Source organism: Hydrogenophaga sp., from assembly GCF_048549895.1.
Classification (GTDB): Bacteria; Pseudomonadota; Gammaproteobacteria; order Burkholderiales; family Burkholderiaceae_C; genus Hydrogenophaga.
Window position 1 is genome coordinate 1 of sequence record NZ_JBLYYB010000051.1, and the last position, 21,689, is coordinate 21,689.

Consider the following 21,689-nt stretch of genomic DNA (forward strand, 5'->3'; position numbering starts at 1 on the left):
ACTTTTATGGCCCTCAATTGAGCTTCAGGTTGGCCCTGATCATCTGTTAATCGAAAAGCGTCGAAGGAAACTTTATGGTGGAATCTTTTTGTTGGGTGTTTTGCCATTGTCGCTTTCGATTGTTTTGGATCTTTTGAAGGCATTGGCAGGTGGCTAGCTCTCGATTATTTCTGACCAGTACTTCGGCATTCCGCTTACGCTGATTTTTAGTCGAGCAGCAGTGTTGTCGAAATCTTCAATTCCTGGTTCTAAGAACGCTTGGCGTGAATTGATGTCCACGGAATGTGTCAGCGCTTCCCCAGCAACGGCGACAAGCCCACCTTGACCTTCGTCACCTTCAATTTCGGTGGCTTGTCCAGAGCTTCAAACCCGTCCCCCAATTCAGCGGCCCCCATCCCATACACCCGCTCATCCCGCAAGCCCTGCACCCCCTCCGCCCAAGCCAGCAGCATCCGCTGCCCCACATCGGCAAACCCTGGGTGCGTTGCCATCGCCTGCCGCACCTGCGGCCCCACGTCGGCCACCGCGTCGCTGATGGCTTGCACGATCTGTTGTTGTTCCTTGGGCTGAATGCCGAAGGTGGCGGTGATGAAGCGTTGCAGTGTCTTGCCCGGGGTCCAGGTCTTTTTGCCCATGAAGCCGATGCCCGGAGGGTTGTGCTGAAGGCCGGCGTACACGTTGGTGGTGACCATGTCGTAGGCGGGGGCCAGGTGCACGTCGGCGCGTGAGGTGAAGAGCAGCGCTATGTTTTTGGCGTGGCAGTCACCGTTGCGCAGTGCGTAGGTGAGCAGCAGCACGGTGGTGAGCTGGCGAAACGTTTCCAAGCGGCGGTCGCCGGGCACGTGGTCGCGCACGGCGCGGGCTATTCGTTCCCACGTGGTGTCGTATTTGGCGGCGGAGCGCAGGCCGAGCAGGGCGCAGAAGTCTTCCATGCCCCAGTGCGGCTGGCCGTGTTCGTTCAAGTCGAAGCGGTGCACCACCAGCGCCTGGCCGTCGTCGGACACTTCGGTTTTTGCGGTGGGCATCACGCGCGCGGCTACCTGCATGCAGAGGTGTTCGTTGAGCGCCACAAAGGGCAGGTGGCGGCTCGATCCTTTGACGATGTGGCGCCGCGTGATCACGCTGGCCTTCTTGCCCAGCGGGCTGGTGGCGGCGTCGCGCTGCGCATCAAGAAACTTGGGCACCACGCCCGACACGCCGCTGGTGGCGTGCTGGCGCACGAGCTGGGCAAAGGCTTGTTCGGAGTTGTCGCCGCGCAGCAGCTGGGCGACTTCAATGGGCTGGGCTTCGGCGGTCAGGTCGGCGCCGGGTGCGGCCACCTGCAGCCGCCCGACCATGTTGCGCCCGATCACCGAGAGCAGGGCCATGGGGCTGGCGCCGATGTGCGGGCCAAACTGCTCTTGCAGCACCTGCAGCAGGTAGCCCTCGGGCAGGTTCATCTGCAGCACGGGCGGCAACTGGTCGTCCCACACATACGATTCGGTGCGAACCGGCATGGTGAGCGAAACGAAATCGTTTGCTGCGGCGTGCGCGTGGTAGCTCAGCACGCTCTTGAAGTCGCCCGCCGCTTCGAGCAATGCCACCTCGCGGCCCAGCACGCAGACGGCGAGTTTCATGAGCGCTCACTCCGGTCTTGTGCCTGCGCGCGCTCGCGGCGCAGTTCGTCCAGATTGCCCGACTGCCCGGCCTGGATCACGTCCAGCTCGGCCCCCAGCACAGCCAACACGGCCAGCAACTTGCGCGAGCCAAATTCGGCACTGCGGCCGCGTTCAAAACGCGAGAGCGATTCGGCCGTGACGCCGGCTTGCGCGGCCACGTCGGCCTGCTTCAGGCCCAGGCTTCGGCGTCGGTTGGCGACGGCTTCGCCGAGTTCTTGGAGGGTTTGCATTTGATATTTACGTCAATAAATTGGCGATTTAGCGCCATTATTGAGATAAATATCAAGATTTTCAAGCCCTTGAGCGAGCTTTGTTGGGATTCGGTTGCGCGGCGGCGGTGCTCAGCGCACTGGCATCAACGCCCGCACCGCCTCCCCCAACTCAATCACCGCCAGCGCGTAGTAGCTGCTCCAGTTGTAGCGGGTCACCACGTAGAAGTTTTCTGTGCCGGCCACGTAGGTGGGTGGAGCGCCGGCGTTTTCCAGCAGCACCAGGGCGAGCTTGCCGGGGTGTTGCAGGGCGGGGCCGTCGACCACGGCGCCTTTGGCGGTGAAGCTCTCCACGCTGAAGCTGGGCAAGATGTCGGGGGCGAGCAGGGTGTCCAGGTCGAGCTTGCTGGCGTCGAAGCTCACGGGGTAGTGCGTGGGCATGCCGGTTTGCCAGCCGAAGGCCTTGAAGTAGTTGGCCACGGAGCCGATCACGTCGGCCTGGCTGTTGAACAGGTCCACCTTGCCGTCGCCGTCGAAGTCGATGGCGTATTTCACCCAGCTGCTGGGCATGAACTGGGGCCAACCCATGGCGCCGGCGTAGCTGCCGCGCGGGGTGAGCGGGTCGGTGCCGGTGCGTTCGGTGAGGCTCAAAAATTGTTCGAGTTCACTTTTGAAGAACTCGGTGCGCGCGGCAGCGCGCGGGTGGCTGGCGGGGAAGTCAAAGGCCAGGGTGCTGAGCGCGTCGATCACGCGGTGGTTGCCGGTGTGCTGGCCGTAGAGGGTTTCCACACCGATCACACCCACGATGAGGCTGGCGGGCACGCCGTATTCGAGTTCGGCGCGGGCGAGTGTTTCGCGGTTGTCTTCCCAGAACTTTTGCCCGGCGCGCAGGCGAATGGGTTCGATGAAGCGGGCGCGGTAGGCGGCCCAGTTCTTGGGGGTGCCGCTGGGCGCGGGCTGCATGAGGCGCACGACGATGGGCAGGCGCTGGGCCTGGCCGATCTGCTGGCGCACCCAGGCGGGGTCGAGGTTGCGGCGCACGGCGAGGTCGGTGGCGAAGGCCATGGCGGCTTCGCTCTGGTCGTAGGTGAAAACGGGCGCGGCTTTGGTGGTGTTGGCGGTGTTCTTGGGCCGGGTCTTGGCGAGTGACTGGGCCAGGGCCGGGGCGGCCACCAGCAGGGTGGCGGCGAGGGTGCAGAGGAAGCGGTTCACAGAAAACAATGGGTGCCTTGATCGGGGTCGGGTGTCGGTGTCGGTGTCGGTGTCGGTGTCGGGTGTCGGGGCAAGGTGTCAGCTCTTGGGCCAGGCCAGGCGCTGAAACTCGCGCTGCAAGCTGGCCAGGGTGGCGTTGCCGGCGCCGGGGCGCGCATAACGCTGGGCTTCGAGTTGCAGCAGCCATTGTGCAAGCGGCGCGGCGCCGTTTGAGTTGCCCCACCGTTGTTGCACGCGCTGGGCCAGTTCGCGCGGGGGCGTGTGGTCGGCGCTTTCCACACCCAGCCTGTGCAGCCGGGCGCGGGCGCGCTTGAGCAGGCGCAGCCAGGGGTCGTGTTGCTGGCGCTCCCACAGCGTCCACGCGGCACCCAGCAGGCTCACGAACACCACCACGCCAATGAGCACATAGGCCAGGTCGGACCAGCTGGGCGAGCTGAAGCCCAGGTTTTTCAGCAGGTCGAGCTGGCGGCCTTGGGTGTAGTTGAGCACCCACTGGTTCCAGCTGTTGTTCACGGCTTCCCACACGGCTCGCAGCTGGGCGGCGATGTTGGGGTTGAGGTTGCCGATGGCGCCGGCCAGCGCGCCTTGCGGTGCGCGCAGGCGCTCGAACGAGCCGATGCGACCGGGTGCCACGGCCGACGTGGGGTCCACGCGCACCCAGCCTTGGCCCGCCAGCCAGACTTCGGTCCAGGCGTGGGCGTCGCGCTGGCGCACGGTCCAGTAGCCGTCCACGCCGTTGAGCTCACCGCCCTGGTAACCGGTGACGATGCGCGCGGGGATGTCGAGCGCGCGCATGAGGATGACGAAGCTGCTGGCAATGTGTTCGCAGAAACCTTCGCGTTTGTCGAACCAGAACTCGTCGGCGGTGTTGGGGCCGAACACGCCGGGCTCCAGCGTGTAGGTGTAGCCGCCGGTGCGCAGGCGGTTCATGGCGGCGTCGATGAGCTTGGGGTTGGCCTCGGGGCCGGCACCGTGTTCGCGCCGCAGCGCCTGCGCCAGCGCCAGCGTGCGCGGGTTGAAGCCGGCGGGCAATTCAATCTGGTCTTGCAGGGCCACCTCTTGCGTGAGCGGGCCGTGGCGGAAGCTGGGGTAACTCTCGGCGCTGTAGCGCACCAGCGTGTTGAGTGGGCGCTGGGTGAACCACTGCAGCTCGTTGCTCATGCGCACCGCGTTGTCGGGCACTTCGGGGGCCTGCGGGGTGGATTCCATCACGAACAGCCAGGGCCGGCGGTTGGGCTCCATGGTCACGTCGTAGCGCACCGCTGGGCCCGACACCAGCAGGTCGGCGGGCAGGGCCATGGACTGCGGAAAGCCGGAGCGCAGGGCGCGCCACTCGCTGCCGTCAAAGCTGCTGAGCACCGGGCCGCGAAAGTACAGCTGGCCTTGCGGCGGCGGGCGGTCTTCAAAACGAATGCGGAATGCAATGCTGTCGTCAAGCACCAGCTCCGCGATCTGCCCCACCTTCATGGAGCCCGAGAGGCCGCTGCGCCCGGTCTCGTCTTGCCCCGGCACACCCCATAGCGGCGACAGGCGCGGGAACAACAAAAACAGAACCAGCATGATGGGCGCCCCCATGAGCGCCATGCCGCCCGCAATGCGCGCCGCCTGCGACAGCGACGGGCGGCCCACGGGCATGTGGGCGTTCACCAGCGCGGTGAGCAGGCCCAGCAGCGCCACCAGAATGCCGGCCGCCGTGAGCAGCGACTGCGAATAGAAGAAGTGCGTGAGCAGCGTGAAGAAGGCGAGGAAAAACACCACGAAGGCGTCGCGCCGCGCGCGCATCTCCAGCGTCTTGAGCGCGAGCAACACCACGATGAGCGTCACGCCCGCGTCGCGCCCGAGCAGGGTGCTGTGGGTCATGAAGGTGGCGGCCAGCGTGAGGCAGAGCAAACCCACGCGCACCGGCCAGCCGGGCAGGGGGAGGCCGCGCAGCGCGAGCGTGGTGCGCCACATCAGCACACCGGCGGTGAGCGCGGTGCACCACCAGGGCGTGTGGCCCACCTGCATGAAGGCCACCCAGCCGATGACGGCGAGCAGGAACAAGGTATCGCGCGTGTCGCGGGGGAGTGTGGCCCCCACGCTCCACCGCTTCGCGGGTCGCTGCCCCCCGAGGGGGAGCGTTTTGCCTTGGGGCGGCCCGGCGGCAAAACCGGTTGCGTCGTTGTTCAACATATGGCCAGCGCCTCCAGGCAACGCGCGCGGTGGGCAGCGCCCTGGTCGGGCGCGATCTCGCGGCCGGGCACGCGCAGGCCATAGTCCAGCCCTTGCCGGTCGGCCATGAGCACCCACGCGGTGAGGCGCGAGAGGCGCGCTTCCAGGCCCGCGCCGCCGCACTGCGCGTGGTCCAGCCAGAGCTGGTGGCGCTGGTGCGACAAGGCGTCGCGGCTCACCAGATCGTCGCGCCCGCTGGAGAACGCCTGCGCTGCCTTGCGCCACACCACGGCCTTGAGCGGATCGCCTCGGCGGTAGGCGCGCACGCCGTCGAACTCACCAGTGCTCTGCACGCGTGCCGCGCCCGAGCTGCCGGCCTGCGGTTCGCCCGGGGGCAGCGGTGGTGGGTGGCTCTCGGGCTCGGGGTACACCAGCACGCCCGAGGCCGGGCGCCACACCGTCCACACGCGGAAGGTGCCCAGCGGAAACAGCGTCTGTGCGGTCAGCGGCGGCAGCGGGTGCAGGCCACGCTCGGGCGACGGAAAGCTCACCTGCAGATGCACGCTGCCTTGCGCGGGCACGTCGGTCCAGGCCAGGGGAGCGTGGGTCGGGTCGGCGCCGATCACACCCATGCCGATGCCGTGGCGCGTGCGTTTGCGTTCGCTGGAGAGGCGCACGGTGAGCGCGACCGCCTGGCCCGCATGCACCGGCTCGGGTGGCGTGAGCAGCAGCGTGATGCCGCGCAGGTTGCCGTGGCACACGTGCATGCCCACGACCGCGCTGCCGGCCAGCAAAAAGGTGAGCAGGTAGCCCAGGTTGAGCTGGTAGTTGATGCTGGCCACCAGCAGCAGCAGCAAGGTGATGCCCAGCATCCAGCCCGGGCGGGTGGGCAAGATGTAGACGTTGCGCTGGGTCAGCGTGAGCGTGTCGGACTTGGGCAGGCGGTTGTGCCACCAGGTCTGCAAGTGGGCACGCAGCGTGCGCCACGGGTGGCGCCAGGGTTGCAAGCTGAGGGCGCCAGCGGGCGAGCGCGCAGCGGTGGCCACCATGTCACGGGAGGGGAATGGCTTCCAGCATGGCGCGCACCTGTTCAACAGGGCCTCGGCCCGCATCGCGCACCGGAATCAGCCGATGCGCCACCGTCTGCGGCAGGATGGCGGCGATGTCGTCGGGCGCCACGTAGTCGCGCCCGCTCAGGTAAGCCTGCGCCTTGGCCGAGCGCACCACGGCCAGTGCGGCGCGCGGCGACAGGCCTTGCGCAAACCATTGCCCGTTGCGCGTGGCGGCCACCAGGTCTTGCAGGTACTCCAGCACCGGCTCGGCGGTGTGCACCTGGCTCACCGTGTGCTGCAGGGCCGCGAGGTCGGCGGGTGTCAAAGCGGCGGAGAGTTTGTCGAGCATGTCGCGGCGGTCCTGGCCGCGCAGCAGTTCACGCTCGGCCGCGCGGTCGGGGTAGCCGATGGACAGGCGCATGTGGAAGCGGTCGAGCTGCGATTCGGGTAGTGCGTAGGTGCCCAGCTGGTCGTGCGGGTTCTGTGTGGCGATCACAAAAAACGGCTCGGGTAATGCTCGCGTTTCGCCTTCCACCGTCACCTGTTTTTCTTCCATGGCTTCGAGCAGGGCGCTCTGCGTTTTGGGGCTGGCGCGGTTGATTTCGTCGGCCAGCAGCACCTGGGAAAACACGGGGCCTGGGTGGAACACAAAGGCTTCGCGCCCGCGTTCGTAAATCGACACGCCCACGAGGTCCGAGGGCATGAGGTCGGCGGTGAACTGCACGCGCGAAAACTGCAGGCCGAAAGAGCGGGCCAGCGCGTGCGCCAGGGTGGTTTTACCGACACCGGGAACGTCCTCGATCAAGAGGTGGCCACCGGCCAAAAGGCAGGCCACGCAGTCGGAAACTTGCTGCGATTTGCCCACGATCACCGTGTTAAGCTGATTCAGCAACTGTTGAATTTTTGTGTCGGCTTGCATGCCGCGAACCTTACCGTAAAACCGTTATGGGCCAGGCCACCGGGTATTTCACCCACAAGGATTGTTGGAGACACGAAATGGGCGCCGGCCACCCGGAATGCCCTGAGCGTCTGGACGCGATCGAAGACCGTTTGCTCATGAGCGGACTCGATGTGGCGCTGGAGCGCCGCGAGGCCACCGCCGCCTCCATGGCCGACCTTGAACTCGCTCACGGCCGCATGCACCTTGCATCACTGCGCGGCCTGAGCGACAACCTGCGCGACGACATCCAAGCCGGTGGCCCGAGCCATGCGCAAGTGGACCCCGACACGGCCATCAACGTGCACAGCTGGGACGCCATCTTGATGGCCGCCGGGGCCGCCATCGACGCCACCGACGCGGTGATGGCCGGCGAAATGCCCAATGCGTTTTGTGCCGTGCGCCCGCCCGGCCACCACGCCACGCGCAACCAGGCCATGGGCTTCTGTTTTGTGAACAACGTGGCGGTGGCCGCCAAGTACGCGCTGGAGCGCCATGGCCTCAAACGCGTGGCGATCATCGACTTCGACGTGCACCACGGCAACGGCACCGAAGACATCGTCGCTGGTGACGAGCGCATCCTCATGTGCAGCTTCTACCAGCACCCGTTCTACCCGGCGTGTGAACATTCCACCGCTGCCAATCTGGTGAACCTGCCGGTGCCGGCCTACACCAAGGGCATGGACATCCGCGAGCTGATCGACATGAGCTGGCTGCCCCGGCTCGACGCCCACAAACCGCAGATGATCTTCATCAGCGCCGGCTTCGACGCCCACCGCGAAGACGACATGGCGCAGCTCGGTCTGGTGGAGCAGGACTACGCGTGGATGACCATGCGCATCAAGGAAGTGGCGCAGCGCCACGCCAAGGGCCGCATCGTGAGCTGCCTTGAAGGCGGCTACGCGCTGAGCGCGCTGGGCCGCAGCGTGGAAGCGCACTTGCGGGTGCTGGCCGACGTTTGAACTTCGCCTTGCAGTCTTGACAAAATTTGCCAAGACCCTATTCTCGGCCGCATGAGCACGATGAACATTTCACTGCCCGAAGCGATGAAAAGCTTTGTGGATCAACAAGTGAGCCAAGGCGGTTACGGCACCAGCAGCGAGTACATGCGCGAGTTGATCCGCAAAGACCAGGAGCGCTTGCAATTGCGCACGCTGCTGCTGGAAGGCGCGGCGTCGCGGCCAACGCAACCGGTGGATGCGGCGTACTTCGCGAAGCTGCGCCGCAAGGTTCCGGGGGCAGGCAAGGCGGGACCCAAAGCTTGAAGCTCAAGCCCGTGGTCCCGCGCGAACAGGCCAACCGGGACATCGACGCGATCCTGCTGCACTACCTGGAGAACGAAGCACCCGCCGCAGCGTCGGGTTTCATCGACCAACTGGAACAGGCGTTCACCCACATCGCCCGCCAGCCCGCCACGGGGTCTCCGCGCTACGCCCACGAACTCAACCTGCCGGGCTTGCGCTTCTGGCCATTGACGCGTTATCCCCACCTGGTGTTCTATCTGGAGCGCGAAGACCACATCGATGTCTGGCGGGTGCTGCATGGTCAGCGCGACGTGCCCGCCTGGATGCAGGACACCTGATGAGCGAAGCTGCCTCACCTTTTTCTGGAACTCGCACATGAACCCCGACGCCTGTTTGCTGCACACCCGCGACGAGCGCGGCGTGCACACCCTCACCCTCAACACCCCGCGCAGCTTCAACGTGTTGTCCGAAGCCATGTTGGTCGCGCTTCAGAGCGCCGTCGACGCGGTGGCGGGCGACCCGCAGGCGCGGCTGGTGGTGATGGCCGCCAACGGCAAGGCTTTTTGCGCCGGGCACGATCTCAAGGAAATGCGCGCGCACCCCGAGCAGGCCTATTACCAGGCGCTGTTTGCGCGCTGCTCGCGGCTGATGCTCGCCATCCGCAAGCTGGAAGTGCCGGTCATCGCGCGGGTGCAGGGTCTGGCCACGGCGGCCGGTTGCCAACTGGTCGCGCAGTGCGATCTGGCTGTGGCCAGCGAGGCCGCGAGCTTTGGTGTGAACGGCATCGACGTGGGGCTGTTCTGCGCCACGCCGGGCGTGGCCTTGTCGCGCAACATCCTGCCCAAGCAGGCGATGGAAATGCTGCTCACGGGCGACTTCATTTCCGCCGACGAGGCCTGCGCGCGCGGGTTGGTCAACCGCGTGGTGGCCCCCGATGCGCTGGACGCGGAAGTGGCCACGCTGGTGGACCGCATCCTCGCCAAGCCGGCCGAAGCCATTGCCATGGGCAAGGCGCTTTTTTACCGGCAACTGGAAACCAGCATGGAAGCTGCTTACCAGCTCGCCGGGCAGACCATGGCCTGCAACATGGCGCACCCCGTGGCACAAGAAGGCGTGCAGGCCTTCATCGACAAACGCGCGCCGAGCTGGCGCGCCTGAACTTCCCAACCTCTTTTCTTCCCATGGCCATCACCGCTCCCGCTGCCCCGAAACCCATCGACGACTTCGGTCTCTGGCTGTCGGCCTTCACCCAACCCACCGTGTTGTCCGAGCTGGGTGCGTTGATCGTGTGCATCGCGCTGGCGCTCGGCATCACCTGGCTGCTGCGCCGCGCGCTGCGCATGCAGGAGGAGAAGACGTCGGTGCTGTTCGGGCGGCGCCTGGTCGACGGCGTGATGTTCCCGCTGTTGCTGCTCACGCTGGCCTATGTGGCGCGTGCGCTGTTGATGGCCGTGCTGCCACTGGCGGCGTTCAAGGTGGCGATTCCGGTGCTCGTGTCGCTGGTGGTGATCCGGGTGGGGGTGAAGGTGTTGCAGGTGGCGTTTGCCTCCGCGCCCTGGGTGCGGGCGCTGGAGCGCACCATTTCATGGGTGGCGTGGTTGGCCATGGTGCTGTGGGTGAGTGGTTTGCTGCCGGTGGTGCTGGCCGAAATGGACCAGATCACCTGGAAGATCGGCGCCACCACGCTGAGCCTGCGCACCACGATCGAGGGCATCCTCACGGCCGGCGCGGTGCTGATCCTGTCGCTGTGGGTGTCTGCGGCGATCGAGACGCGCCTGCTGCGCAAGGCCGCAGGGGCCGACCTCTCGCTGCGCAAGGCCGCCAGCAACGCCACGCGTGCGCTGCTCATGTTCGTGGGTCTCATCATCGCGCTCTCGGCCGTGGGCATCGACCTCACCGCCTTGTCGGTGTTGGGTGGCGCGGTCGGTGTGGGCATTGGTTTTGGTCTGCAGAAGCTGGCGTCCAACTACGTGAGCGGCTTCGTGATCCTGGCCGAGCGTCGCATGCGCATCGGCGACAACGTGCGGGTGGACAACTTTGAAGGCCGCATCCTCGACATCAACGCGCGCTACACCGTGATCCGTGCGCCCACCGGCCGCGAGTCCATCGTGCCCAACGAATTCATGGTCATCAACCGGGTGGAGAATCTTTCCACCGCTTTGACCCGCGTGTGGCAGACCACGGTGGTGTCGGTGGCCTACGGCAGTGATGTGGACCAGGTGAGCTCGCTGCTGATGGCGGCGGTGCTGGAGCAGGCCGACGCGCTCAAGGAACCCGCGCCGCTGGTGGCGCTCTCGGCCTTCGGCGCCGACGGCTTGGAGTTCACCGTGGGTTACTGGATCGAGTCGGGTGACAACAGCGACCAGCTGCGGCTGCGCTCGCTGGTGAACCGCCAGATCTTGCAATCGCTGCAGGCGCACGGCATCGAGATGCCGTACCCGCAGCGCGTGGTGCACGTCAGGGAACGGCCACCGCTCAGCGGTTCATGAAACCCGGCAGCCAGAGCGAGATGGCCGGGAAGGCGATCAGGATGCCCAGGCGCACGATGTCGGCCATGACGAAGGGCCACACGCCTTGGAAGATGTGTTTGAGCTTCACCAGCGGCAGCAGCGAGTTCATGACGAACAGGTTCATGCCCACCGGCGGCGAGATCATGCCGATCTCCACGATGGTCACGATCAGGATGCCGAACCACACCGGGTCGAAGCCCAGGCCGGTGATGACCGGGAAGAACACCGGGATGGTCAGCAGCACCATCGAGAGCTCTTCCATCACCAGGCCGAGCGCGATGTAGATCGTCATCATCACCACCACGACCATGATGGGGTGGGGGCTGAACTGCAGCAGGAAGTCGCGCAGGTCGCCGGGCATGCTGGTGAAGTTGATGAAACTCGTGAAGACCATCGCGCCGATCAGGATGGTGAACAGCATGGCCGTGGTGCGGGTGCTCTCCACCAGGATGTCGAGCAACACGCGTGGCGTGAGCGCGCCACGAAACAGCGCGAAAAAGAACGCCCCCGCAGCCCCCACACCCGCGCCCTCGGTGGCGGTGAACACCCCGCCGTAGATGCCGCCGATGACCAAGGCAAACAGCACCGCCACGCCCCAGATGCCGCGCACCGCGGCCAGGCGTTGGGCCCAGTTGAAGCGTTCGGCCGGTGGACCGGCGAGTGGGTCGCGCCAGGTGATGTAGACCACCGCCAGGCACAGGCAGACCACCGCCACCAGGCCCGGCAGGATGCCGGCGATGAACAGCTTGCCGATGTCGGTCTCGGTGATGATCCCGTAGATCACCAGGATGGTGGACGGCGGAATCAAGATGCCCAGCGTGCCGCCGGAGGCAATGGCGCCGGTGGCCAGCGTGTCCTTGTAGCCATGGCGCTTCATCTCGGGGTAGGCCACGCGCGTCATGGTGGCGGCGGTGGCGATCGACGAGCCGCAGATGGAGCCGAAGCCGCCTGACGCGATGATGCTGGCCATGGCCAGGCCGCCTTTGCGGTGGCCCACAAAGGCGTTGGCCGCGGTGTAGAGCTCTCGCGCCATGCCGGCGCGTGCCACCAGATTGCCCATGAGGATGAACAGCGGGATCACCGAGAGCACATAGGCGAAGCCGGTTTCAAAGATCACCTGGCTGGTGCTGGCAAAAGCGGGTTGCCAGCCACGCATCAGACCCAGACCGGCCACACCGGCAATCGCCATGGCCAGCGCCAGCGGTATGCGCAGAAAGGCCATCGCAAAGACAGCGAGAAAACCCAGAGCGGCTTCGGTCATGACGACACCCCGTCCAGATCGGCCGGCAGCTCGGCGGGTGGCGGATGGTGGGGTGAGGGCACCGGTACCACGACGAACACGAACAGCAGGTGCACCGCCGCCGTGATGGCCAGGAACAGCGCCATCATCCAGGCCACGGGCGCAATCGACACCTGCAGGTAGACGGTGGTGTCGCCGTACTCGGCGAAGCGGTCGGCGCGTGTGCTCATCAGGTAGGCGAGGAAGCCGAAGCCGCCTGCGCAGATCAGGTTGACCAGGCGCGACTGGATGCTGCGCACCCAGTCGGGCAGGAAGGTGTCGAGCGAATCGAACACCACGTGTTCGTTGCGCCACGACACCATGGGCAACGCACCGAAGATCACGATGACCATGAGGATTTCCGTGATCTCAAGCCCGCCGGGCACCGAGTGGCTGAAAAAACGCCGGCCGGTCACGTCCACCAGCGTGAGCCACATGATGGCGAACAAGGCCATGGCGGCCATGAGCCCGGTGGACCACCGCAGCGTGCGTTCAATCGTCTTCAACATGATGGGTCTTGATGTGACAAGGCCGGCTGTGCGGTCTGCTCAGCCGGCCCGGCAAGGCCACAAGGGTGGCCGAGGGGTTACTTCACCTTGGCAATCTCTGCGCGGAACTCGCCCAGCACGCCTTTGGGGTTCTGCAGGCCCTTGACCTGCGCACTGGCCGCCCACTTGGTTTCCAGGTAGTCCTGCTTGTCCATCACCGCTTTCACAAAAGCCTTGTCGGCGGTGATGCGGGCCACGCCCTGGCCTTTCTGCAGCTCGCGGCTGGCGGCGTCCACCTTGTCCCAGCCTTCGCCGAACAAGCGGGCAGCAGGCTCACCCGAGAGCTTGTCGACCACGGCCTTGTCTTGAGCGGAAAGCGCGTTGTACTTGGCCGGATTCATCATGAAGACGAAGCTGGTGTTGTACAGGCCACCGGGGAAGTCGGTGGCGTGTTTGATCATGCTGAGCTTGAACGACGCGATCGATTCGTCGGGGAAGAAGGTGCCGTCCATCACGCCGGTGGAGAGCAGCTCGAACGACTCGGGCGCGGCCTTGAGCGTCGTGTTCCATCCCATGGCTTTGGAGAGTTCGTTGATGTTGCCGCCGCCGATGCGGAACTTCAGGCTCGCGGCCTCGGCGGCCGAGGTCACCGGCTTCTTGCTGTTGAAGATCACACCGGGGCCGTGCGTGAACACCGCCAACACCTTCACACCGCGGTGCTCGCCCAGCGGCGCGAAATGTTTGCTGTAAATGCGCTGGTAGGCCACCGAGGTGGCCACCGCGTTGTTGCCCAGGAACGGGAACTCGGCCACCTGGGTGTTGATGAAACGGCCGGGCGTGTAGCCGTCCACCGTGTACGAAATGTCGGCCAGGCCGTCGCGCACCGCGTCAAAGGTGCCCGGTGCTGCCACCACACCCTTGGGCAGGATGTTGCACTTCATGCGGCCGGTGCTTTCCTTCTCCAGCATGTCGCACCAGGCTTTTTGTGAGGTGCTCAGCGTGTGGCTGGGCGGCAGCCAGCTGGAGACGGTGAACACGGTTTGCGCCGACACCCAGCCGCTGGCCAGCAAGGTGGACGACAAGGCGAGTGCTTTGATGTGGCGTGAATTCATTCGGAAACTCCTGTGGGCGGGTGCCATGTGTTGGCTGGAAGATGGTTGCTCAACATAAACAAATCAGCGCAGCCAATGTAGGCCAGTTCATGCGCGCCACGTCTCATGACTTACCCGAGTTCACCGACTCTGCGGTCGGTGAATGCGGCAGACCCTGGGTGAGGTCGCTCGGAAATAAGGGCTTTGTGGCTTCGGGTCGTTCTCCTATAATCGCCAAAAAGCACGATCGTTCTTTTTTCGAAGATCCCCCAATTTGTCCCCCGCCTGACCATCCTCGATAGGGGGTGGGGCATACAATCCCCGAGTTGACGTGCACGTCAATTCGCACGTCCCTTTCCACAACAGCAGGAGCAACCCAACATGAAGGTCATCGTCCCCGTCAAGCGCGTGGTGGATTACAACGTCAAGGTGCGTGTCAAGAGCGACGGCACGGGCGTGGACATCGCCAACGTCAAGATGAGCATGAACCCGTTTGACGAGATCGCGGTGGAAGAAGCCGTGCGCTTGAAAGAGAAGGGCGTGGTCACCGAGGTGATCGCTGTGTCCTGCGGCGTCACGCAGTGCCAGGAAACCCTGCGCACCGCCATGGCCATCGGCGCCGACCGCGCCATCCTGGTGGAAACCACCGAAGAGCTGCAACCGCTGGCCGTGGCCAAGCTGCTCAAGGCGCTGGTGGACAAGGAGCAACCCGGCCTGATCATCCTGGGCAAACAGGCCATCGACGACGACTGCAACCAGACCGGCCAGATGCTGGCCGCGCTGGCCGGCCTGCCGCAAGCCACCTTTGCTTCGAAAGTGGAAGTGGCCGATGGCAAAGCCACCGTCACGCGCGAAGTCGACGGGGGTCTGGAGACCCTGTCCATCACGCTGCCGGCTGTCATCACCACCGACCTGCGTTTGAACGAGCCACGTTACGTGACGCTGCCCAACATCATGAAGGCGAAGAAAAAGACGCTGGACATCGTGAAGCCCGAAGACCTCGGGGTGGACGTGACGCCGCGCATCAAGACCCTGAAGGTCAGCGAGCCGCCCAAGCGCGGTGCTGGCATCAAGGTGGCCGATGTGGCTGCCCTGGTGGACAAGCTGAAGAACGAAGCCAAAGTGATCTGAGGAACCGACAAATGACCGCACTCGTTATTGCCGAACACGACAACGCCTCCATCAAGGGCGCCACGCTCAACACCGTCGCCGCTGCCGCCCAATGCGGCGGTGACGTGCACGTGCTCATCGCCGGCCACAACGCCGGTGGTGCCGCCGCTGCCGCCGCCCAGATCGCCGGTGTGAGCAAGGTGATCCACGCCGACGCCCCCGGCTTCGAACACGGCCTGGCCGAGAACGTGGCCGCACAGGTGCTCACCATCGCTGCGAACTACAGCCACATCCTGTTCCCCGCCACCGCCAGCGGCAAAAACGTGGCGCCCCGCGTGGCTGCGCACCTGGACGTGGCCCAGCTGTCGGACGTGACCAAGGTCATCAGCGCCGACACCTTCGAGCGCCCGATCTACGCCGGCAACGCCATCGCCACCGTGCAGGCACTCGATGCCACCAAGGTCATCACCGTGCGCACCACGGGTTTTGATCCGGCAGCTTCCACCGGCGGCAGCGCGGCCATCGAAACCGCTACGGCAGCGGCCGACGACGGCAAGAGCAAGTTCATGGGCAGCGAGATCGCCAAGAGCGACCGCCCCGAGCTCACCGCCGCCAAGATCATCGTCTCCGGTGGCCGCGCGCTGGGCAGCGCGGAGAAGTTCAACGACGTGATGACACCGCTGGCCGACAAGCTCGGTGCAGCCTTGGGTGCGAGCCGCGCCGCGGTGGACGCGGGTTACGCGCCCAACGACTGGCAGGTCGGCCAGACCGGCAAGATCGTCGCACCGCAGCTCTACATCGCCGCCGGCATCTCGGGCGCGATCCAGCACCTGGCCGGCATGAAGGACAGCAAGGTCATCGTGGCGATCAACAAGGACCCCGAAGCCCCGATCTTCTCGGTGGCCGACTACGGCCTGGAGGCCGATCTGTTCGAGGCTGTGCCTGAACTGATCAAGGCGCTCTGAGCCCTCTGAAAGACACAAGGGCATCGTTCGCGATGCCCTTGTCGTATCTGCACCCCAGAAATTCCCGGAGACAAGACCATGAGTTACACCGCCCCCCTCAAAGACATGCTGTTCGACATCGAGCACCTGGCGCGCATCGATCAGGTGGCCCAGATGCCGGGCTTTGAAGACGCCGGACTCGAGACCGCGCAGGCCGTGCTCGAAGAATGCGCCAAGCTCAACGAAGGTGTGATCGCGCCGCTGAACTGGGAGGGCGACAAGAATCCCTCGTTCTTCAAGGACGGCAAGGTCACGACCACACCCGGTTTCAAGGAAGCTTTCAAGCAATACGCCGAAGGCGGCTGGCAAGGTTTGCAGCACCCCACCGACTTCGGCGGCCAGGGCCTGCCCAAGACCATCGGCGCGGCCTGCGGCGAAATCCTCAACAGCGCCAACATGAGTTTCGCGCTCTGCCCGCTGCTCACCGACGGCGCGATCGAAGCGCTGATCACCGCGGGCAGCGACGAGCTCAAAGCCGTCTACCTGGAAAAGCTGGTGAGCGGTCAGTGGACCGGCACCATGAACCTCACCGAGCCGCAGGCCGGATCGGACCTGGCCGCCGTGCGCAGCCGCGCCGAGCCGCAGCCCGATGGCAGCTACAAGGTGTTCGGTACCAAGATCTACATCACCTACGGTGAGCACGACATGGCCGAGAACATCGTGCACCTCGTGCTTGCGCGCGTGACTGGCGCGCCCGAAGGCGTGAAGGGCATCAGCCTGTTTGTCGTGCCCAAGTTCATGGTGGAAAAAGACGGCTCGCTGGGCGCACGCAACGACGTGCACTGCGTGAGCATCGAGCACAAGATGGGCATCAAGGCCAGCCCCACCGCCGTGTTGCAGTACGGTGACCACGGCGGTGCAGTCGGTTACCTCGTGGGCCAGGAAAACCGCGGCCTGGAGTACATGTTCATCATGATGAACGCCGCGCGTTACGCCGTGGGTGTGCAGGGCATCGCCATCGCCGAGCGGGCTTACCAAAAGGCCGTGGGCTACGCGAAAGACCGCGTGCAGAGCCGCCCGGTGGACGGCACGCTCTCGGCCGCCGCACCCATCATCCACCACCCCGATGTCAAGCGCATGCTCATGACCATGCGCGCGTTCACCGAAGGCTGTCGCGCCATGGCCAGCGTTGCCGCTGCTGCTTACGACGCCGCGCACCACCACACGGATGCCGACACGCGCAAGCAGAACGCAGCCTTCTACGAGTTCCTGGTGCCGCTGGTCAAGGGCTACAGCACCGAGATGAGTCTGGAAGTCACCAGCCTGGGCGTGCAGGTGCACGGGGGCATGGGCTTCATCGAAGAAACCGGCGCGGCGCAGTACTACCGCGACGCCAAGATCCTCACCATCTACGAAGGCACCACCGCCATCCAGGCGAACGATCTCGTGGGCCGCAAGACCGCGCGCGACGGCGGCACTGGCGCCAAGGCGATTGCGGCGCAGATCGAAAAGACCGAGGCCGAACTTGCAAAACGCGAGAGCGCCAACGCCAAAGCGGTGCACAAGCGCCTGAAGGCCGCGCGCGAGGCGTTTGTGGACGTGGTCGAGTTCATCGCCGCCAACACGCGCAGCAACCCCAACGCAGCGTTTGCCGGCAGCGTGCCCTACCTCATGCTCGCGGGCAACCTCATGGCGGGCTGGCAACTGGCGCGTTCGCTGATGGTGGCCGAGGACCTGCTCGCGCAGGGCACCGACGCAGCCTTCATGCAGGCCAAGATCACCACCGCGCGTTTTTACGCCGACCACATCCTCAGCCGCGCCCCGGGCACGCGAGATGCGATCGTCGAAGGCGCCGAGGCCGTGACCGCGCTGGCCATCGAATCGTTCTGATCATTCGCAATCCATTCCAGCCGTTCGTGCTGAGCTTGTCGAAGCCCTCGCCAACACCTGGGCAGGCCCTTCGACAGGCTCAGGGCGAACGTAGGGTTTTCTCATCACACCAGGAGACTTCATGACCGCACCCGCCCGCAGCCTGCCCCCGGTTCTCAAGAACATCAAGTTCCCGGTGATCGGCTCGCCGCTGTTCATCATCAGCAACCCCAAGCTCGTCATTGCGCAGTGCAAGGCCGGCGTGGTGGGCTCCATGCCCGCGCTCAACGCGCGCCCGGCCTCGCAGCTCGACGAGTGGCTGGCCGAGATCACCGAAGCCTTGGCCGCGCACGACGCAGCGAACCCGGACAACAAGGCCGCGCCGTTCGCCATCAACCAGATCGTGCACAAGAGCAACGACCGGCTGGAGAACGACATGCAGCTGTGTGCCAAGTACAAGGTGCCGATCATCATCACCAGCCTGGGCGCGCGCGAAGACGTGAACAAGGCGGTGCAGAGCTGGGGCGGCGTGGTGCTGCACGACGTGATCAACAACGTGTTCGCGCACAAGGCGATCGAGAAGGGCGCTGATGGCCTGATCCCGGTGGCGGCCGGTGCCGGCGGCCACGCCAGCGTGAAGAGCCCGTTCGCGATGATTCAAGAGATTCGCGAGTGGTTCGGCGGCCCGATCGCGCTCTCGGGCTCCATTTCGTCGGGCGGTGCCATCCTGGCCGCGCAGGCCATGGGCGCCGACTTCGCCTACATCGGCTCGGCCTTCATTGCCACCGACGAAGCGCGCGCCGTGGACGGCTACAAGGAGATGATCACGAAGTCGAATTCGGACGACATCGTTTACAGCAACTTCTACACCGGCATCCACGGCAACTACCTCAAGGGCAGCATCCAGAACGCCGGCATGGACCCGGACAACCTGCCGCAGAGCGACCCGAGCAAGATGAACTTCGGCACCGGCGAAGGCGCCAACGCGGCCAAGGCCTGGAAAGACATCTGGGGCTGCGGCCAGGGCATCGGCGCGATCCGCGAGGTGGTGCCGGCGGCCGACCTGGTGGCGCGTTTCAAGCGCGAGTACGCGGAAGCCAAGGCGCGCATCTGCGCCGCTTGATCGGGCCTCGTCGCTGACAAAAAAGCCGGCTCCCAGCGCCGGCTTTTTTGCGTCTGCGAAGCAGACTTCGTCGGCGCTACCTCTCGCCGCGAAGCCAGGCGCCGAAGCTGCTCAAAGCCTCACCGATGGCCGCACCCGGTGTCTGCGCGTACTGCACGCCACCCTGGTCAGAAATCTGCGCCACCGAGCCGCTGCCCTGCCACTCGGCGTACATCCAGTCCTCGCCCACACGCGTGAGACCGTCGGGGACAGCAGGTGCCTGCGCCACCGGCGTGTTCTTGAGCGCAGCGCCCATGTAGTCGATCCAGATCGGCAGCGCGATGCGCCCGCCCGACTCACCGCCACCCAGGCTGCGCGGCTTGTCGTAGCCCACCCACACGGCGGTGGCCAGGCTGGGCTGGTAGCCGGTGAACCAGGCGTCGACCGCGTCGTTGGTGGTGCCGGTTTTGCCGTAGATGTCGGGGCGCTTGAGCGTGGCCTGCGCGCGTGCGGCGGTGCCGCTGCGCGTCACCTCGTTGAGCAGGCTGGACATCACGAACGCGTTGCGCGCAGGAATGGCGCGGTTGGCCTCGGTCAGCGCCTCGGGCGGCGGCGCTTCAAACAACACTTTGCCTTGGGCATCGGTGATCTTCTCTACCACCACCGGTGCCACTTTCCAGCCGCCGTTGGCCACCGTGGCATACGCCTGCGCCATCTGCAGCGGCGTGACGCTGCCGGTGCCCAGGGCGAGCGTGAGGTCGTTGGGCTGGCGCGAAGGGTCCAGGCCGAAGCGGGCCGTCCAGTCGCGCGCCACCTGCGTGCCGGTGTGTTGCAGCACGCGCACGCTGGCGATGTTGCTGGAACGGGCCAGGGCATCGCGCAGCGTGATCGGGCCGGCGTACTGCCCGTTGCTGTTGGTGGGGCTCCAGCCGTTCGATGCGGTGAAGGGCAGGTCGTCGATCAGGGTGCCGGGCATCACGCGCGCCTCCAGCGCGGCTGAGTACAGCAACGGCTTGAGCGCCGAGCCCGGCTGGCGCCAGCCTTGTGTGACGTGGTTGAACGGCTGCTTCGTGAAGTCGAACCCGCCCACCAGCGCGCGCACGCGACCGGTCTGACTGTCCAGGGCGACCAGCGCGGCTTCGGCCTCGGGCCATTGCGAAATGGCCCAGGTCGGTTTGCCCTTGACCTTGCCCGCGCTCACCACCCGCACGATGGCGCCGCGCGCGATCTTCAGCGGCGCCTTGGCTTTGGGCTCCAGCCCCTTTTGCGCCCAGCGCAGACCCTCGCCTTGCAGGGTGACGCGCTCGCCGCTGGACAACTGCACCTGCATGGCCTTGGGGCTGGCCGCGAGCACGATGCCCACGCGCAGGGTCTCGTCGTCGCGGTGGTCCTTCAGGGCTTCGGCAGCGGCACGCTCCACTTCCGATCCCGTGCCCGAGGGGAGCGACTCCATGTCTTCCGGCCCGCGCCAGGCGCCGCGCCGGTCAAAGGCCAGCACCCCGCGCTGCACGGCGGCGTGGGCGGCGCGCTGGTCGGCTGCGCGCAGCGACGTGGTCACGCGCAAGCCGTTGGAATAGGCCTCGGTGCCGAAGCGCTCCACCACCGCGCGGCGCGCCATCTCGGCCACGTGGGCCGCGTGCACGCTGCGCAGACCGGGCGTGCGCAGCACGAGCTTCTCGGCGCGCGCAGCCGCCAGTTGGGCGTCGGTGATCGAGTCGGTGGCGCGCATGCGCTCCAGCACCACACGCTGGCGCTGCGTGGCGCGCTCGAAGTTGGCCACCGGGTTGGCGTAGTAGGGGTTTTGCGGCAGGCCGGCGAGCATGGCGGTTTCGGCCAGCGAGAGCTTGTTCAGCGGTTTGCCGAAGTAGGTCTGGGACGCGGCGGCAAAGCCGTAGGCGCGCTGGCCCAGGAAAATCTCGTTGAGGTAGATCTCCAGGATGCGGTCTTTGGAGAGTTCGTCTTCCAGCTTGAGCGCAAGCCAGATCTCTTTGGCCTTGCGCTCGGCAGAAAACTCCCGCGTGAGCAGCATGGTGCGCACCAGTTGCTGGGTGATGGTCGACGCACCCTGCTTGCGCCCGCCGGTGACCGCCGCCACCAGCGCGCGCGCCATGCCCCGGGGGTCCACGCCGTTGTGCTCACGAAAGCGGGCGTCTTCCACCGACAACACGGCCTGCTGCAGCAGCTTGGGCGTGCGCGACAGCGGCAGGTATTCACGCCGCTCGGTGCCGAACTGCGCGATCTCCACGCCGTCGGCGGTGAACACCTGCAGCGGCAGCTTGGGCTGGTAGTTGACGATGCTGTCCAGCGGCGGCAGATCGAAGGGCGAGGCCTGCACGGCGGGCGCCATGAGGGCGGCGGGCATCACGGCCAGGGTGATCACCGCACGGCGAAGGTAAAGCTTGGGCATGGGGTGGGATTGTCCCGGATCGGTGTGGGCCGCGTATGGCGCGCAGGGGTGAGTGACGTAACCAGCTGTGTCCATGCGCAGCGCCTGGACCGGGCGCAAGTTGCCTCAATAACCTTCGATGGCGAACAGCGTGCCGGTGGACGCGCTCTGGCGGATCTTGATCAGGCGCTGGTATTCGGGCGAGGTGTAGAAGGCCTGCAGGTGCGCCATGTCGGGGAACTCCAGGATCACCTGGCGCTGCGGCACACCGCTGCCCTCCAGCACGCTGACCCACCAGATAGCGCCCGCCGTGCGCGGCGATGAGGGCGGGCACCTCGCGGCGGTATTCCTCGTAGAGGTCGGGGCGGGTGACTTCGATGTTGCCGTAGAGGTAGGCGGGCATGGTGTCTCCTGAGTGGTGTGTGTTTTGCGTGTCTGCATGAAGGA

19 protein-coding genes and 1 pseudogene are annotated in these 21,689 nt (G+C 65.7%); 9 read left to right on the top strand and 11 right to left on the bottom strand.

Going from position 1 to position 21,689, the window contains the following annotated elements; translation table 11 throughout:
* Window positions 1-287: 287 nt before the first annotated feature.
* The 6 genes from ACN4F8_RS04980 to ACN4F8_RS05005 form a co-directional block, all read right to left on the bottom strand.
* The gene (locus tag ACN4F8_RS04980; RefSeq protein ID WP_419472526.1) at window positions 288-1,616 is read right to left on the bottom strand and encodes a type II toxin-antitoxin system HipA family toxin; all 1,329 of its coding nucleotides are present in this window, start codon (window positions 1,614-1,616) and stop codon (window positions 288-290) included.
* Window positions 1,613-1,888: a helix-turn-helix domain-containing protein gene (locus ACN4F8_RS04985; RefSeq protein WP_419472527.1), complete on the bottom strand. Its 276-nt coding sequence runs from the start codon at window positions 1,886-1,888 to the stop codon at window positions 1,613-1,615. Before ACN4F8_RS04985 ends, ACN4F8_RS04980 begins: the two co-directional genes overlap by 4 nt.
* 111 nt (window positions 1,889-1,999) lie before the next feature.
* Window positions 2,000-3,088: a lytic murein transglycosylase B gene (gene mltB, locus ACN4F8_RS04990; RefSeq protein ID WP_419472528.1), complete on the bottom strand. Its 1,089-nt coding sequence runs from the start codon at window positions 3,086-3,088 to the stop codon at window positions 2,000-2,002.
* A gap of 69 nt (window positions 3,089-3,157) precedes the next feature.
* Window positions 3,158-5,251 carry a transglutaminaseTgpA domain-containing protein gene (locus tag ACN4F8_RS04995; RefSeq protein WP_419472529.1) on the bottom strand — a complete coding sequence of 698 codons (2,094 nt, stop codon included), beginning with the start codon at window positions 5,249-5,251 and terminating at the stop codon, window positions 3,158-3,160.
* On the bottom strand, window positions 5,245-6,279 hold the full coding sequence (locus ACN4F8_RS05000; protein WP_419472530.1) for a DUF58 domain-containing protein: 1,035 nt from the start codon (window positions 6,277-6,279) through the stop codon (window positions 5,245-5,247). Before ACN4F8_RS05000 ends, ACN4F8_RS04995 begins: the two co-directional genes overlap by 7 nt.
* A 1-nt stretch (window position 6,280) precedes the next feature.
* Window positions 6,281-7,201, bottom strand: a complete 921-nt coding sequence (locus ACN4F8_RS05005; protein ID WP_419472531.1) for an AAA family ATPase — start codon at window positions 7,199-7,201, stop codon at window positions 6,281-6,283.
* A gap of 26 nt (window positions 7,202-7,227) precedes the next feature.
* Here ACN4F8_RS05005 and ACN4F8_RS05010 point away from each other — a divergent pair, with 26 nt between their 5' ends.
* From ACN4F8_RS05010 to ACN4F8_RS05030, 5 genes are read left to right on the top strand one after another with little or no spacing between them, the layout of a single operon-like run.
* On the top strand, window positions 7,228-8,181 hold the full coding sequence (locus ACN4F8_RS05010; protein WP_419472532.1) for a histone deacetylase family protein: 954 nt from the start codon (window positions 7,228-7,230) through the stop codon (window positions 8,179-8,181).
* A 51-nt stretch (window positions 8,182-8,232) separates the two neighbouring features.
* Entirely contained in the window at window positions 8,233-8,484 is a 252-nt protein-coding gene (locus ACN4F8_RS05015) for a type II toxin-antitoxin system ParD family antitoxin (RefSeq protein WP_419472533.1), read from the top strand.
* Entirely contained in the window at window positions 8,481-8,801 is a 321-nt protein-coding gene (locus ACN4F8_RS05020; protein ID WP_419472534.1) for a type II toxin-antitoxin system RelE/ParE family toxin, read from the top strand. Before ACN4F8_RS05015 ends, ACN4F8_RS05020 begins: the two co-directional genes overlap by 4 nt.
* Window positions 8,802-8,838: 37 nt before the next feature.
* The gene (locus tag ACN4F8_RS05025) at window positions 8,839-9,621 is read left to right on the top strand and encodes an enoyl-CoA hydratase (RefSeq protein ID WP_419472535.1); all 783 of its coding nucleotides are present in this window, start codon (window positions 8,839-8,841) and stop codon (window positions 9,619-9,621) included.
* Window positions 9,622-9,644: 23 nt separating this feature from the next.
* Window positions 9,645-10,952, top strand: coding sequence for a mechanosensitive ion channel family protein (locus tag ACN4F8_RS05030; protein ID WP_419472536.1), 1,308 nt, complete (start codon window positions 9,645-9,647; stop codon window positions 10,950-10,952).
* On the opposite strand, the gene ACN4F8_RS05035 is transcribed toward ACN4F8_RS05030, so the two are convergent.
* The 3 genes from ACN4F8_RS05035 to ACN4F8_RS05045 form a co-directional block, all read right to left on the bottom strand.
* Window positions 10,939-12,234, bottom strand: coding sequence for a TRAP transporter large permease (locus ACN4F8_RS05035; RefSeq protein WP_419472537.1), 1,296 nt, complete (start codon window positions 12,232-12,234; stop codon window positions 10,939-10,941). The two genes, ACN4F8_RS05030 and ACN4F8_RS05035, sit on opposite strands and share 14 nt — an antisense overlap.
* Entirely contained in the window at window positions 12,231-12,761 is a 531-nt protein-coding gene (locus tag ACN4F8_RS05040; RefSeq protein ID WP_419472538.1) for a TRAP transporter small permease, read from the bottom strand. The genes ACN4F8_RS05035 and ACN4F8_RS05040 overlap by 4 nt, the downstream gene beginning before the upstream one ends.
* A 77-nt stretch (window positions 12,762-12,838) precedes the next feature.
* On the bottom strand, window positions 12,839-13,852 hold the full coding sequence (locus ACN4F8_RS05045) for a TRAP transporter substrate-binding protein (RefSeq protein ID WP_419472539.1): 1,014 nt from the start codon (window positions 13,850-13,852) through the stop codon (window positions 12,839-12,841).
* A gap of 360 nt (window positions 13,853-14,212) precedes the next feature.
* Here ACN4F8_RS05045 and ACN4F8_RS05050 point away from each other — a divergent pair, with 360 nt between their 5' ends.
* The 4 genes from ACN4F8_RS05050 to ACN4F8_RS05065 all read left to right on the top strand — a co-directional run bounded on the left by ACN4F8_RS05050 (window position 14,213) and on the right by ACN4F8_RS05065 (window position 18,877).
* Window positions 14,213-14,962, top strand: a complete 750-nt coding sequence (locus ACN4F8_RS05050; protein WP_419472540.1) for an electron transfer flavoprotein subunit beta/FixA family protein — start codon at window positions 14,213-14,215, stop codon at window positions 14,960-14,962.
* Window positions 14,963-14,973: 11 nt separating this feature from the next.
* A complete protein-coding gene (locus tag ACN4F8_RS05055) occupies window positions 14,974-15,906 on the top strand; it encodes an electron transfer flavoprotein subunit alpha/FixB family protein (protein ID WP_419472541.1) in 933 nt (310 codons plus the stop codon).
* 78 nt (window positions 15,907-15,984) lie between these two features.
* A complete protein-coding gene (locus tag ACN4F8_RS05060) occupies window positions 15,985-17,775 on the top strand; it encodes an acyl-CoA dehydrogenase (protein WP_419472542.1) in 1,791 nt (596 codons plus the stop codon).
* A 121-nt stretch (window positions 17,776-17,896) separates the two neighbouring features.
* Window positions 17,897-18,877 (top strand): NAD(P)H-dependent flavin oxidoreductase, encoded by a 981-nt coding sequence (locus ACN4F8_RS05065; RefSeq protein WP_419472543.1) that lies wholly within the window; start codon window positions 17,897-17,899, stop codon window positions 18,875-18,877.
* Between the two features lie 76 nt (window positions 18,878-18,953).
* Here the strand turns inward: ACN4F8_RS05065 and ACN4F8_RS05070 are convergent, their stop codons facing one another.
* Window positions 18,954-21,263 carry a penicillin-binding protein 1A gene (locus tag ACN4F8_RS05070; protein WP_419472544.1) on the bottom strand — a complete coding sequence of 770 codons (2,310 nt, stop codon included), beginning with the start codon at window positions 21,261-21,263 and terminating at the stop codon, window positions 18,954-18,956.
* Window positions 21,264-21,368: 105 nt separating this feature from the next.
* Window positions 21,369-21,645: pseudogene (locus ACN4F8_RS05075) on the bottom strand (DUF1330 domain-containing protein).
* Between the last annotated feature and the right edge of the window lie 44 nt (window positions 21,646-21,689).